Below are 13,444 nucleotides of genomic sequence, written 5' to 3'. Positions count from 1 at the left end.
GTACTCGCATGGTCACTATGGCGAAGAAGAAGCCAAGCACGAGCCCGCATCAGTCATTACCAACGCAGAGGGCATCACGGAGTGTCGTTGCAGTATTAGTACTGCAACGACACTCCGTGACGTGGAGTGTCGTTGCAGTACTTAGTCGACCCTTGCGGACAGCCGCTCTGAAGTGAGCCCAGCCGCTTGCCGGGAACACGAGCGCTGGACCGTGGGGGACCTTGCTGTCCCGCACCGGGACGACGTCGGGGAAGTCCTCGCAGACCCCGATGCACTCGCCACCGTCCGAGTTGCTGTAGGAACTCCTGCGCCACGTGCCGGGCGTCGGCACGGCCGTCCGGGACACCGTGCGCGACAGGGTCGGCCGGGTCATGGGTCACCAGGGCCCCTGCCTCCAGGTGCGCCCGCTGGGCGGCGGACGCGAGTGGGACGCCGACCCCCGCGACGTCCGGCCGCTGAGCCAGGACGAGCTGCTGAGCCCCCTGCTCGTGGAGGTCAACGCCCGCAGCCGTAAGGGGAGGGTCACTGGATGAACTCGCCCGCCCGGCAAGCCGAACGCGGCACCCCGCTGCCCGGGGTGCCGCGTTCAGCTCGGTACTTCGGGACCTCCGGGGCCCGGCGATACGCTCACCGGAACCCGCGGAGTGATCACGGCGAAGCCGATCGTGGCCCACGCCGTGCGTGCGCCGGCAAGGCCGGTGCCGGGAGTGACCGCGGCGTGCTGGCACTCCGCGCCGCCGGCTGCGCCGCGGACGGCAGGGCCCGTGGAGTGCGAAGCGATGGGTCCCCCTCAGGACCTTGCTCCCGGGGAATCCACACGGCTGACCGTGGAGGTCGGTGTGGGCGCCGCCGCAGGCCCGGTCGCGGCGGCGGCCTCCTGGGGCTTCCGGCCACGGCTCCCCGGTCTGGAGGACGGTTGGCTGGTCGGGGTGTTCGTGCCCCGCCGCGACGGGTTCCGGACGGCCGGAGGGTCGAGCTACCGGTGGTGGACCAGCAAGACCGCCAAGGTACGCAACGGGAGTTCGAAGCCGTGGTGATCGGTGAGCCCCAGCGGGCCTTCTACGGGCCCCAGTTCCGTGACACCGCGCTCTCGAAGGGATCTTGTCGACTGCATCCCGCCTGCCCGCAATGGTGTCCGGGCGGGACCGGAGGGGAAGCGCGGTCAGCCACCCGAGGCCAGCAGGTCCACCAAGGTGCGGACGCCGAAGCCCGTACCACCCGCCACCCACTCGCCGTCGTCCGCGTCACACAGCGCCGTGCCCTGGATGTCGAGGTGTGCCCACGGCGTGCCGCGCGGGACGAACTCGCGCAGGAACAGGCCGGCCAGGAGACACGTGCCGTGACGGTTGCCCACGGTGTAGTTGACCAGGTCGGCGACCTGGGACGTCAGTTGGCCGCGGTAGGCGTCGGGCAGCGGTAGCGGCCACAGAGGCTCGCCCGTCCGGTCGCCCGCCGACAGCAGGCGGTCCACGAGCGCCGGGTCGTTCCCCATCACCGCGGCGATCCTGCGGCCGAGCGCAATGGCCGCGGCGTCCGTCAGGGTGGCGATGTCGACGATCGCGTCCGGACAGGACTCCCCGGCCAACACCAGGACATCGGCCATGATCAGTCGACCCTCCGCGTCGGCATGACAGATCTCCACCGTGGTGCCGTCACGCATCGTCAGGACGTCCCCGATCCGGACGGGATCCGCGTTCGGCATGTTCTCGGTGAGCGGCAGCCACGCGTCCACCGCCACCGGACACCCCAGGGCGGGCAGCACCGACATCGCGCCCAGTACGGCGGCTGCGCCGGCCATGTCCGCCTTCATGCCCATGAGGTGCGCGTTGGCCTTGAGGGACAGTCCGCCGGCGTCGAAGGTGACCCCTTTGCCGATCAGAGCGACCCGTCGGCTCCAGCTCGCGGGCCGGTAGCGCAGCCGCACGAGCCTGGGCGGCTGCAACGAGCCCCTGCTGACCCCGAGCAGTCCGCCCAGACGCTCCACCGCCATCCGGTCGGTGTCCCAGGCCTCGTACGCCAGCTCCGCTTCCACGGCGACCCCGCGGGCCCGCTCGGCGAAGCCTTCCGGGGTGATCACCTCGCCCGGCTCGTTGACCAGGTCCCGGGCCAGCCGGACGGCCCCGCCGAGTCGGCGGCCCTCGGCCAGAGCACGCCGGGCCTCCGCCGTGTCCCGCGTCAGCAGGCTGATCCGCTGCGTGGCCGATGTGGTGGCACGGCCACGGTACCGAGCGAACTGATAGCCGCCGAGCAGGTAACCCTCCACCAACGGGCGGAGATCGGGACCAGGCGTCTGCACCGCGAGTCGCCGGTACGACGCGACGGCGCGGGCCACCCGCGCGGCAGCCGTCCGGATCGCCGCCCGGTCCAGGTCCGCGCGCCGGCCGAAGCCGAGCAGCACACGGACCGGTTCACCGGGCAACTGCAGCACATCACCCACGGCTCCGGTGAAACCGGTGGCGGCCAGGAAGGCCGTGGGCAGATACGGCGGAAGCTCCCCGGCCCAGACGGGGACCACCACGGCATCGGGCCGGTCCGTCGCTTCCGGGCACAGTCGCCACTCGACGCTCATGACCGCCGAGCGGCCCGCCGGGCCGCTCCCCAGGCATCGAGGCCGGCCAGGTACTCCTGAGCCAGACCCGCCGCCCCGACCGTCCCCGCCGTCTCGGCCCAGCCCCGGGCCGCGGAGATGGCGTACGGGTCGAGTCGCAGAGCCTGGAGGAAGCAGTCCTCGGCGAGCACCGGCTGCCCATCGCGACGGAAACACTCGGCTGCCGACGCGTAGCCCAGCGCGGTGGACACCGGGCCGAGCCGGGCCGTGCGCAGAGCGCTGTCCGCGGCCTCCCCCGGCCGGCCCTGGGCCAGCAGGCTCTCCGCTCGCTCGATATGTGTCTTCGGCTCGTACGGGTCCAGCGACAGTGCCTCCGCCACAAGCCGGTGCCCTCGCTCGTCCTCGCCGAAGGCGTAAGCCTCCTTGGAGCGGCTTTCCAGGCAGGCGCGCAGGTTCTCGCACTTGAGGAACTCCTGGTACTCGCCCTCGGCCGGTACGGCTCTGGCCAGCTCCTCGGCCCTGTCCATGTCTCGGGCCAGCCAGGAGCGATCCCGCTTCAGGAACGGCACGTAGCTGGCACTGCGGTGAAAGCGGCTCTCCATCATCATTGTCTCGAACGTCGTCCAGCCGGGTTCGGCCAGCAGCTCGTCCAGGGCCCGCGCCCCCCGCTCCCGCCACGCGGCCGCCTCCTCACAGGACCTGGTCTCACGCGCGTGGAACACGACCATGAAGACCGCTATGACGAAGCGCAGATGGGTCGGACAGTCCGGACGCCCGGCGATGACGGCGGATTCCTCCGGAGCGGCGACGCGGCCACTGCCCATCGAGCCGACGTAGCGGACGGTGCCGCGCCAGTGGTGCAACCGCAGCTCGGCCGCCGTGCTCAGCCGCGCGATCGGTACGGCGGGTATCAGCTCCAGCACCTTCTTGATGAATCCGAGCCGGTAGAGGACCACGGCGACCTGGTGCCGGCGTGCGGTGTCGAAGTCGGAGAACTCGGCGACCCAGGCGCACAGCTGGTCCCAGGCCGGGGTGCGCAGCCGGCGCGGAAGATCCGCGGGATGGTCGACGGCGAACTCCGTCAGCCCGGACTCCCGGATCAGGTTGTTCCGGAAGGCCGGCGGCATGAGCCGCTGCCAGTTCGTCTCGGGCCGGCCGCCGCGCTTGGCGAACTCGTAGGCGAAGCTCGGCAGCCTGGCGTACAGGCCCGGCGATTCCGACTCACCGAGGTTGAAGTAGGCGCCGTACATCCGGTAATGCCAGTTGCCGTGGTGCGGCCGTTCGGCGCCGCTGCCGGCAGCCCGCCGGGTCAGCGCAGCCAGCGGCTCGTCGCCGTCGCTCAGGCAGGCGCCCACCAGGGCGCTCCCGGTCGCGCCGGCTCGTGGCGCGGCGCGGAAGGCGCGCTCGTTCAGGACCCGGGCGAACTCACCGTGTCCGATCCTGCGGGCACAGTCCGCTGCGCGCAGCAGCGCGAAGGCGGTGCCGAACGGGCCGAGCCGTGCGGCGTACAAGTAACCCGCCATGGCGTGCTCGTAGGCCCCGGCCCGTTCGTCAGCCTGGGCCGCCTGCATTCGGACCTTCACGTCCCACGGGTCGAGTTCCAGGGCCACGGCGACGGCGCGCCGCATGGCCGCGTCGTCACCTTGCCGCACGGCGATCTCCACCTGCCGGTCGAGCAACCGTCGCCGGGTCTCCAGCAGGATCAGGGCGTCGTCCGGGTGAGGCGCGCTCAGGCCGGCCACGGTCTCCTGGGCGTCGGAAAGCAGCGCCCTGGCGTCGGCGAAACGGCTCTGCCGTTCCTCGTGCATCACCTCGCGCAGCGCCAGTCGTACCGTGAGTACGCCACGCTGGAACGAGGAAAGCTCCGGCCCCAGATCCGTGAGCAGCTTCCGGGCCCGGCCGAGGAAGAACGGCACGGCGGAGACGTCACCGGCGTGGCGTGCCAGCAGATAGCCCCAACCGGCGACTGCCTGCACATGGGCGAGGGTGACAGCCGGGCGCTCCACCAGCGGGGTGTACGCGGCGGTGGTTCGCGGCGACAGGCCCTCGACGGCGAACAGCGCGACCGCGCGAGCGGCTTGGAGGTCGGCCGCGTGCGGGTCCTGACAGGAGTCGACGTCGAGATCGATCGGTACGACCCGGAGTACGGCCTCGGGGAGGCAGGCGGCGATCAGCCAGTGCGCCAGCCCGACGCGGTCCACCGGGTCCAGCTCGGCATGCCGCCGGTACGCCTCGGACATCGTGCGCCAGGTCGGCGAGGCCAACTCGTCGGACAACTCGGTGGGATCGGACACCCGGTAGGCCGTCAACCGGGATTCCTCCGTGAGCAGATGGCGATAGCTCGCCGGCATGGTCATCCCGAATCGCAACGGTCGCGCGGAACGCTGGTCGAATCGCCGGGCGGCCAGCACGGATGACCAGGCATGGATGACCATGGACGGTGATTCGGCGCCGTCGAAATACGGGCGGTGGACCTCGAACGTGAGCCAACTCGGAGCGTTCACACCGACGTTTCCGTGGCTGAGTTCCCATCGGCGCATGCGGATGACCTCCTTGTGATCGACGCATGCGATGTGCCCTGCGGGCAACGTCGCCCCAGGGCACATCGCCACGGTGGATCAGACCCCATCGTCGACGAGACAGGTCCAGCAGTCCGCGGCACCCGTACTGATCTCGACCTCGTCCTCCAGGGATTCCCAGGTTTCGTAACTCATGTGACAGCTCCTTTCTGACGTCCGTGGCTCGTCAACGCTGGTGCACCGCGAGCTCACGGAGGCACATTTCGATCTCCTCGCCGGTCGTCCAGAAATGTGGTGAGATCCTGATGTAGCCATCCGGAGTGGAGGCGTGGATACCGGCGTCGGCCAATTTCCGCACCACCTCGGCTCCCGGGCCCACCGGGCTGGAGAAACTCACGATTCCGGACTGGAGGTCATCGTCCGAGGAAGTCGCCGGCCGGTATCCGAGTTCGGTGACACCGGCCCGAAGGCGCGCCGTCAGCGAACCCACCCGGGCGGCCACCGTGTCGATGCCCACCGCGTCCAACTCGGCCAGCGCAGCGGCCAGCCCGGCCATCCCCAGCAGGTCGTACGTACCACCCTCGATCCTGCCGACATCCGCTCGCTCGGGCAGGTCGTAGCGCAAATGGCCGGGCCCGTTGGTCACCTGTGCGGCGCCCTCGAAGCCGAACCAGCCGGTAGGGGTCGAGCGCAGGAGGTCCAGCCGGTGGGCGCGGCAGTAGAAGACCCCGGTGCCGGGCGGTCCGCACAGCCACTTCTGTGCCCCGGCCGCAAGGAAGTCCACCGGCGTGCGCGCCATGGACAGTGGCACGACGCCGAGGCTCTGCACCGCGTCCACGCAGACCAGTGCGCCCACGTCGGCAGCCAGTTCGCAGATGCCGTCGAGGTCGCAGCGGAAGCCGGTGGCGAAGTTCACATGACCGACAGCGACCAACCGGGTGGCCGGGCCGATCGCGGCCGCGACGTCCTCCAGCCTGTGGCCGCCGTCCCGCATGGGCACCCAGCGGAAGGTGACGCCATGCCGCCGCAGGCGCAGCCAGGGCCGCACATTGGCCGGGAAGTCCCGATCGAACAGGACGACCTGGTCGCCCGGGCGCCAGTCAAGGCCGTCCGCGACCAGGTGAATCCCGGTGGACGTGTTCGGGACGAACGCGATCTCCTCCGCAGCGCAGTCGAGAAGGCCCGCCACCAGCTCACGGGCGGTGGACCGAGCACCGAAGAGGCGGCCGACCTCGGCACTGCCGTAGGGCAGTACCTCTTCCAGGGCGATGCGCATGGCGGCCACCGCAGGCGGCCGCAAGCGGCCGAACCCGGCGTAGTCGAGGTAGGGCCTGACCCGGCCGGTTCCAGCCTCCTGGCGGTGCGGGCCGCTGTGTTCACCCTCGGTGCCGCCATCGGCAGCCGCCCGCGGCGCGGAGGCCGCAGAAGCAGTCGGTCCGAGGGCCGCCCCCTCCCGTCCGGCGCAGGCCAAGTGCCGCGGGGAGGGAGCGCCGGTCCGGCTCCCGGTCCGCCAGGACGCAGGCGTGTGCCCGGCCGGGAGAGGGGAGGGCATGCCGGTCAGGGCAGCTTGCCGATGACGGGCTGGTGACATCATGACGCTCCGGGGCGGGTACGGCCGGTTCACGCCACCCGGTCGGCGCCGGTACCCGGCTCCGAACGCAGGGAATCAAACAGCGTCGCCTCCGCAAGGGTCATGTTGCGCAGTTCCGGCAGGGCGACGTTCTCCCCGTCGCCGTGGATGTCGGTGAGCGGTTCCTCGCAGCCCCACACCAGCATCACCGCACCGGGGTTCACTTCCTGAAGCGCGGCAACCAGGGGCAGGGAACCACCCCGTCCCGTGTATGCCACCTCCGACATCCCTGAGTACGCTCCCAACAGGGCGCTCTCGGCGTCCTGGAAAGTCTTCTTGTCCACGTCGGCCTGATAGCCGGCCGAGACCACACGGTCTTGAATGGTCGTTTCGACGTTCCAGGGGCGGACCGATTCGAGATGCTGACGCAGTTTCCCGAGCGTTTCCGAGGCTGAGCTCATCTCAGGAGACAGCCGGATGCTCAGTCTGGCGGTGGCCCTGTCGCACACCGAATGACGCGCTCGGTCGACCGGCGGAATCCCGTCCAAGCCGATGACATTGATCGCCGGGTCGGCATACAGCCGCTGGGCGACGCTGCCGGCCCCGGTGAGCTGCACGTCCGGCAGGATGTGCGCGTCGTCGCGGAACTGCTCCTCACTCACCTCGGCGCCCTGCCATTCGTGCCTGCTCAGGAGTTCTGGTGCGATGCTCCCGTCCGGGGCATGGAGCGTCGCGAGCATCCGAACGAGCGCCGTGAAGGCGTCTGGAGCGGGTCCACCGCACGTTCCACTGTGGACCGGGCGCTGCAAGGTGCGCACCGTAACGTCCATGGTGGCCAATCCGCGTAGTGAAGTGGTCAGGGTCGGAACGCCCGGCCGGACGTTACCGCTGTCGGCGACTATCACGACATCCGCCTGGAACAAGTCCGGTCGCTCCCGGACGAGTTCTTCCAGCGAGCCGCGCCCGGCCTCCCCCTCCCCTTCCCACGCAAGCTTGAGGTGAACGGGAGGCGTTCCGTCGAATGCGCGGATGGCGCCGAGATGCATGACGATGCCCGCCTTGTCATCGGCCGCGCCACGGCCGTAGAGGCGGTTGCTTGACGTATCGACGACCGGGGTGAACGCCTCCTCCCAGCCGTCGGCGGGATGGACGTCGTAGTGGGCGTACAGCAGGACCGTCGGCGTGTCCGGGGCGGCATCCGCACACCGGTGGTCCGCGTAGACGAGCGGCGCGTGCTGCCTGCCGTCGTCACCGACATCGATGAGCTCGGCCTCGACTCCAGCATCCGCGAGCAGCGCAGTGATGTGCTGGGCGGTCTCGCGAACCTTGGACACGTTGCCATCGGCGGAGATCGAGCGATGCCTGATCAGCTCCGTCAACTGCTGGACGAGAGCGTCCATGCCGGTGTCGATCTTTGACGCGAGATCAGTGACCGTTCTCGTGCTGGGGGAGTTCATTGTTCCTCCTGGGGACGAGGGCGAGCTGTCCGGCTGGTGTTCCAGCCCGGCGGGGCTCACGGGGGAACCCGGCTTCGGATCCGGTTGTCGATCACATCCCGTGGCACGCCTCGTGTGCGGCGGTGCAGGGCGTCGGTGCCCAGCCGTGGATCCTCGGGTTTGCCGTGGATTCCGACGACGGTGTGGTCCGGCAGGGCTCTGGCGCAGTCAGCCGGGGCGGCCGCGTCATGCTGTGTGTGCGGTGGCCCCGCGAGTGGCACGTGTCGACCTCTGCGTTTCACTTGTCGAGCCGTGAGACCCCTTGGTTCCGGGGCCGGGGAGTTCACGTTCCGCACACCGCGCAGGAACCTCGCTATAAGCCTGGGAAGAGTCACAGCGTCGACGTGGAACTCCGTTCCGGTCGAACTCCCCGCATCGAGCGAGCGGACTGACGAGAATTCCCCGCACTCGCCTACTACCGCTTGTCGCCTTTCTACCGTGGTATCACGGTGCCTTCAGACAGGCAAAAGGAGCCTCGACGGTTCAAGCCGCCGCTCGCGCCACCCGCATCGTGATCTCCGCGATGCGTTCCGCGGAGACGTCGGGCGGGGCGACCGGCTGGACGAGGTGACTGACCGTCAGGCGGACCACCGCTTCGACGGCCAGGTCACGGGAGTGGGCGTCGATGTCCGGCCAGGCCTCCACCGCGTACGCGGTGAGCATGCCGATGGCGGTGTCGAGGAGGGGCTCGGAGGAGGTCGTCAGATGGGCGAGCAGGCCCTCGTCGCCGCCCCGGCTGCTGGTCAGGATCGCCTTGAGCAGGGCATTGTCGGCGGCCGTGCGCAGGGTGTACCCGATGCCGGCGGTGATGGCGGCCCGCATGTCGCCGGGATGCGCGAGGAGCTCGGCCTGGACGCCGGTGAGGAAGCGTTCCACCTCGCGCATGACCAGTGCCTGGCCGATGGCCGCCTTGGAGCCGAACTCGTTGTAGACGGTCTGCCGGCTCACTCCGGCCGTGGTGGCGACATGGGTCATCTTCAGCCGGTCCCAGCCCTCGGCCGCGACCCGCTCGTAGGCGGCGTCCAGGATCCGTTCCTTGAGCAGGGAGCGGACGGACTCTCGGTAGCGCGTCATCTCGGGATCCATCTTAACGAGCCACGTCCGACTTATTGACGTTCCGGCTCACGACTGTCTCACTATTGGACAGTTCTGGGGCAGAGTGTCAAATGATCACCTGGAGGTGGGTCATGGCGGGGACCTCGTATCCGCTCGGAGTGCCGGTCCCGGAGGTGACGTGGCGGGACGGCAAGCGCTACCTGTGGTTGCTCGGGCTGGTGCTGCCGGCCTTCCCGTTCGCGGCGTGGGGGCTGGCGTCGGCCACGGGCAGCGGTGTCTTCTGGTGGCTTCTGCCGCCGATCGTCTTCGGCGTGATCCCGCTGGCGGATCTGCTGGTCGGCAAGGACTCCGACAATCCGCCCGACCGCGTCCTGTCCTGGCTGGAAGCGGACCGGTACTACCGCTGGTGCACCTACCTGTTCCTGCCCCTCCAGTACGCCGGGCTGGTGCTGGCCTGCCGGCTGTGGACCGACGGCGGTCTGTCGGCCGCGGACAAGGCCGGGCTGACCGTCACCCTCGGCATCGTCGCCGGCTTCGGCATCAACACCGCGCACGAACTGGGCCACAAGAAGGAGGACCTGGAACGCGTACTGGCCCGAGTCGCCCTCGCCCAGACCTGCTACGGGCACTTCTACATCGAGCACAACCGCGGCCACCACGTGCGGGTCGCCACCCCCGAGGACCCCGCGAGCTCCCGTCTCGGCCAGTCCTTCTGGGAGTTCCTGCCGCGCTCGGTGTACGGCAGCGCCCGCTCCGGCTGGCACCTGGAGAAGCAGCGGCTCGCCCGGCTGGGGAAGGGCCCGTGGAGCCCGCACAACGACGTGCTCGGCTCGTGGGCGTTGTCCGTGGTCCTCTTCGGCGCGCTCACCGCCGTGTTCGGGCCGGAGGTGCTGCCGTACCTGGCGGTCCAGGCGGTCATCGGCTTCTGCCTCCTGGAGGTCGTCAACTACCTGGAGCACTACGGGCTGCTGCGGCGGAAGACCCCCTCGGGCCGCTACGAGCGCTGCACCCCCCAGCACAGCTGGAACAGCGACGACATCGCCTCCAACATCTTCCTCTACCACCTGCAGCGGCACAGCGACCACCACGCCAACCCCACCCGCCGCTACCAGGCCCTGCGCCACTTCGAGGAGTCCCCTCAACTGCCCACCGGATACGCCGGGATGATCCTGCTCGCCGTCGTGCCGCCGCTGTGGCGGCGGGTGATGGACCCCAGGCTCCTCTCCCACTACGGCGGCGACGTCACCCGGGCCAACATCCACCCCCGCACCCGGGACAAGGTCCTCGCCCGCTACGGGAGCCGCCGATGAGCCGCCACCGGTGTCCTGTCTGCGCGTACGTGTACGACGAGCGGGCCGGTGCGCCGCGCGAGGGGTTCCCCGCCGGCACGGCGTGGGCGGACGTGCCCGACGACTGGCCCTGCCCGGACTGCGGGGTCCGCGAGAAGATCGACTTCGAGGAGCTGACATGAAGGTCTGGGAATGCCTGGTGTGCGGTTTCGTCTACGACGAGGCGCAGGGCTGGCCCGAGGAAGGCATCGCCCCCGGCACCCGCTGGGAGGACATCCCGGACGACTGGTCCTGCCCGGACTGCGGTGCCGCCAAGGCGGACTTCCAGATGGTCGAGGCCTCCCGTGCCTGAGACCGCGCCCCGCACCATCGCCGTGGTCGGCACGGGGATCGCCGGCGCCACCGCCGCGCTCACCCTGCGCGAGGAGGGCTTCGACGGCCGTGTCGTCCTGGTCGGCGAGGAACCCCATCCCCCGTACCGGCGTCCGCCGCTGTCCAAGGAGTTCCTCAAGCGGGCCCCGGCACCGGAGCGGCTCCGCCTGAGGCCGCCGGCGGCCTGGCGGGAGCTGGACATCGAACTGCTCACCGGCACGAAGGTCACCGGCATCGCCGACGGCGCCCTGGACTGCGCCGACGGAAGCCGGCTGCCGTACGACAGGCTGCTGCTGGCGACGGGCGGACGCGCCCGCGCCCTGCCGTACGCACCCGAGGACGACCATGTGCACACCCTGCGCGGCCTCGACGACGTGCCCGCGCTCCGCGCCGACCTGGTGTCCGGCGGCCCGCTGCTGGTCGTCGGCGCGGGTCTGGTCGGCCTGGAGGTCGCGGCGGGCGCCCGGTCGGCGGGACTCGACGTCACCGTGCTGGAATCCGGAGAAGAACCCCTGCGCCGGGTGCTGCCCGCCCGCCTGCGCCGCGCCGTCCTGGAGCTGCACCGGGCCCGTGGGACGCGGGTGCACACCGGGGTGGAGCTCACCGGCCTCACCCCCCGAGACGGCGTGCTCGTCGCCACCGCCCGGGACGGCAGGAGCTGGAGCGCCCCTACGGTGCTGGTGGCCGTCGGCATGCGGCCCGACGTCGCCCTGGCGGCCCGGGCGGGCCTCGATGTGGAGGACGGCATCCTCGTCGACGCCCTGGGCAGGACCAGTGATCCGCGCGTCTTCGCGGCGGGGGACGTGGCCCGGTGTCCCGACCCGCTCCTGGGGCGGCCGGTGCGCGTCGAGCAGTGGAACCACGCCCAGCAGCACGCCGCCGCCGTCGCGAGGAACATGCTCGGCGCCGGGACGCCGTACACCGCGGTGCCCTGGTCGTGGACCGAGCAGTACGGCGTCATGCTGCAGACGGCCGGTCACCTCTCCGACGCCGACTCCCTGACGGTGCAGGGCGACATCGCCACGTTCGACTTCGCCGCCCTGGCGACCGCGGGCGGGCAGCCCGTGGGAGCCGTGGCGGCCGGCAGACCCCACGACTTCCGCTCCCTGCGCACCCTCCTCGACCGGCAGTGCCCTCCCCGGCCGGACGAGGTGACGGAGAAGCGCGGTCAGGTGGCGTCCTCCCGCTGAATGCCGGCACACCTCGGTGGCCAGACGGGTATTGCCGAAGGACGGTCCCGGGGCAGCGCGTCGGAGTACTCCATGAGCAGCGTGCCGGTGCCGCATGCATAGCCCATGGCCGCGGCAGGGGAGCGCGCGATGGTGACCAGTTCCTCGGAGGAGCAGTCGGCGAGGGCGACCCCGCGCGGGAAGCGCCAGGACAGGCCGGGGTGGAAGGCGAGGAAGCGCTCCATCTCGTCGGCGTAGCCGGCGACGACGACCACCACCTCGTCGCGGTGCTCCTCACGTCCAGGCTGGCGGCGCGTACCTCCCCGCCGACCGGGTCGACCACCACGTCGACCGGCCGGCCGTCCAGGTCCCGCACGAACCTTCCATCAGCTTCAGCAGGGTGTCGACGGCCTCGCGGCCGAAGTCGGGGCCGCCCTTGCCGCTGTCCGCGGTGAGTCTGCTCGCCTCGTCGATGAACAGCACACCGCCGAGGGCCCGCTGGAAGGTTTCGAACGTGTCTGGCTCGAACGCCCCAGGGGCGTTCCGGCGGCACATCGGGGGGGATATTGGCCGCGCATCTCCCGTCTGGAGACGATGCTGAAGGTCCTCGGCGTGTCAGATCTTGATGGCGGTGCCGCCGAAGACCTGCGCGGGGGGTCGGCGCGGGAGACCTCCACGAGGTGCCCGCTGCGCAGCGCCCGGGACGACGGGCCCGCGACCACGCCAAGGGCCTGGCCGCGGACGGCTCCGACACGGTCCTGAACCCCGAGCCGGCCCCGGCCGAGCCCGGTGACTACGTCGCCGAGAACCCGAGCGCGTCCCCGAGCAAGGAGAAGCCGGAAGCCCGCGTCCCCGAAGACCGTCGCCCCACGCCCTGCCGCGACCGCGGCGCGGACCGAACCTTCCCGGACCCCGAGGGGCGGACGGCAGGGTGGTCGTCAGGCAGCACGGCAGGGTCATCTGGTCGACGTGACGCCGCGGACACCGCACACACCGCGGACCCCGCTGGCACCGCGGACACCGCAACCAACGTCAGTCGAGGACCGCACGGCGCAGCGCCCGCCGCTCGCTCGCCGTGGTGGCGCCCCAGACGCCGTCCGTCTCGCCGTGCCCGACCGCCCAGTCACGACAGTCGAGCAGCACCGGGCAGCGTCTGCACACCATGCGAGCCGGGGCCGTGGCCTCCGCCGTCTCCGCCAGGGGGAAGAACAGCTCGGGATCCTCGCCCACGCACAACGCCTGCGCGTGCCAGCCGATGTCACCATTCCAGTGCGCGGGTGAACGCGCCATGCCGCACCTCCAGCAGCCGACCGGTACGTCGGTGTCCCCGCGGCAGCACGAGCCGCGGACCCGGCAGAGGTGAACGTCATGCTAATGCCCGACACGACCGGGTTACTATAGGCAGTCTTTACGGATATGTGGGAC

Annotated in this window: 13 protein-coding genes and 1 pseudogene; 6 read left to right on the top strand and 8 right to left on the bottom strand. The window is 70.7% G+C overall.

From position 1 onward, the window contains the following. Positions 1-49 precede the first annotated feature (49 nt). A complete protein-coding gene (locus tag ACFW6P_RS26100) occupies positions 50-373 on the bottom strand; it encodes a DUF397 domain-containing protein (RefSeq protein WP_386357924.1) in 324 nt (107 codons plus the stop codon). Between ACFW6P_RS26100 and ACFW6P_RS26095 the strand changes: the two genes are divergently transcribed. After that, positions 315-533, top strand: a complete 219-nt coding sequence (locus ACFW6P_RS26095) for a hypothetical protein (RefSeq protein ID WP_386357926.1) — start codon at positions 315-317, stop codon at positions 531-533. The two genes, ACFW6P_RS26100 and ACFW6P_RS26095, sit on opposite strands and share 59 nt — an antisense overlap. A 306-nt stretch (positions 534-839) precedes the next feature. Next, on the top strand, positions 840-1,037 hold the full coding sequence (locus ACFW6P_RS26090; protein WP_386357928.1) for a hypothetical protein: 198 nt from the start codon (positions 840-842) through the stop codon (positions 1,035-1,037). Positions 1,038-1,162: 125 nt separating this feature from the next. Here the strand turns inward: ACFW6P_RS26090 and ACFW6P_RS26085 are convergent, their stop codons facing one another. The 5 genes from ACFW6P_RS26085 to ACFW6P_RS26065 form a co-directional block, all read right to left on the bottom strand. Next, positions 1,163-2,569: a leucyl aminopeptidase gene (locus ACFW6P_RS26085; protein ID WP_386357929.1), complete on the bottom strand. Its 1,407-nt coding sequence runs from the start codon at positions 2,567-2,569 to the stop codon at positions 1,163-1,165. Then, positions 2,566-5,088 (bottom strand): hypothetical protein, encoded by a 2,523-nt coding sequence (locus tag ACFW6P_RS26080; protein ID WP_386424978.1) that lies wholly within the window; start codon positions 5,086-5,088, stop codon positions 2,566-2,568. Before ACFW6P_RS26080 ends, ACFW6P_RS26085 begins: the two co-directional genes overlap by 4 nt. A gap of 205 nt (positions 5,089-5,293) precedes the next feature. Then, positions 5,294-6,343 carry an aminotransferase class V-fold PLP-dependent enzyme gene (locus tag ACFW6P_RS26075; RefSeq protein ID WP_386424976.1) on the bottom strand — a complete coding sequence of 350 codons (1,050 nt, stop codon included), beginning with the start codon at positions 6,341-6,343 and terminating at the stop codon, positions 5,294-5,296. Between the two features lie 344 nt (positions 6,344-6,687). Then, positions 6,688-8,094 (bottom strand): M20/M25/M40 family metallo-hydrolase, encoded by a 1,407-nt coding sequence (locus ACFW6P_RS26070; RefSeq protein ID WP_386424974.1) that lies wholly within the window; start codon positions 8,092-8,094, stop codon positions 6,688-6,690. A 522-nt stretch (positions 8,095-8,616) separates the two neighbouring features. Beyond that, positions 8,617-9,207 carry a TetR family transcriptional regulator gene (locus tag ACFW6P_RS26065; protein WP_386357935.1) on the bottom strand — a complete coding sequence of 197 codons (591 nt, stop codon included), beginning with the start codon at positions 9,205-9,207 and terminating at the stop codon, positions 8,617-8,619. Between the two features lie 113 nt (positions 9,208-9,320). On the opposite strand from ACFW6P_RS26065, the gene ACFW6P_RS26060 reads away from it, so the two are divergent. Genes ACFW6P_RS26060 through ACFW6P_RS26045 form a run of 4 tightly spaced genes read left to right on the top strand, consistent with a single transcriptional unit; the run spans position 9,321 to position 12,040 of the window. Next, complete coding sequence (locus ACFW6P_RS26060) at positions 9,321-10,499, top strand: alkane 1-monooxygenase (protein ID WP_386357937.1); 1,179 nt, start codon at positions 9,321-9,323, stop codon at positions 10,497-10,499. Continuing rightward, positions 10,496-10,660 (top strand): rubredoxin, encoded by a 165-nt coding sequence (locus ACFW6P_RS26055; RefSeq protein ID WP_386357939.1) that lies wholly within the window; start codon positions 10,496-10,498, stop codon positions 10,658-10,660. The genes ACFW6P_RS26060 and ACFW6P_RS26055 overlap by 4 nt, the downstream gene beginning before the upstream one ends. Next, a complete protein-coding gene (locus tag ACFW6P_RS26050; RefSeq protein WP_386357941.1) occupies positions 10,657-10,830 on the top strand; it encodes a rubredoxin in 174 nt (57 codons plus the stop codon). The genes ACFW6P_RS26055 and ACFW6P_RS26050 overlap by 4 nt, the downstream gene beginning before the upstream one ends. Next, positions 10,823-12,040, top strand: coding sequence for an NAD(P)/FAD-dependent oxidoreductase (locus ACFW6P_RS26045; protein WP_386424971.1), 1,218 nt, complete (start codon positions 10,823-10,825; stop codon positions 12,038-12,040). Before ACFW6P_RS26050 ends, ACFW6P_RS26045 begins: the two co-directional genes overlap by 8 nt. Positions 12,041-12,049: 9 nt before the next feature. Here the strand turns inward: ACFW6P_RS26045 and ACFW6P_RS26040 are convergent. After that, positions 12,050-12,535: pseudogene (locus tag ACFW6P_RS26040) on the bottom strand (hypothetical protein); the annotation flags it as partial. A 516-nt stretch (positions 12,536-13,051) separates the two neighbouring features. Continuing rightward, complete coding sequence (locus ACFW6P_RS26035) at positions 13,052-13,309, bottom strand: WhiB family transcriptional regulator (RefSeq protein ID WP_386357943.1); 258 nt, start codon at positions 13,307-13,309, stop codon at positions 13,052-13,054. Positions 13,310-13,444 lie beyond the last annotated feature (135 nt).

Origin of the sequence: Streptomyces sp. NPDC058741, from assembly GCF_042746715.1 — a bacterium.
Taxonomy (GTDB): domain Bacteria; phylum Actinomycetota; class Actinomycetes; order Streptomycetales; family Streptomycetaceae; genus Streptomyces.
This window is presented reverse-complemented; position numbering and strand designations above follow the sequence as displayed.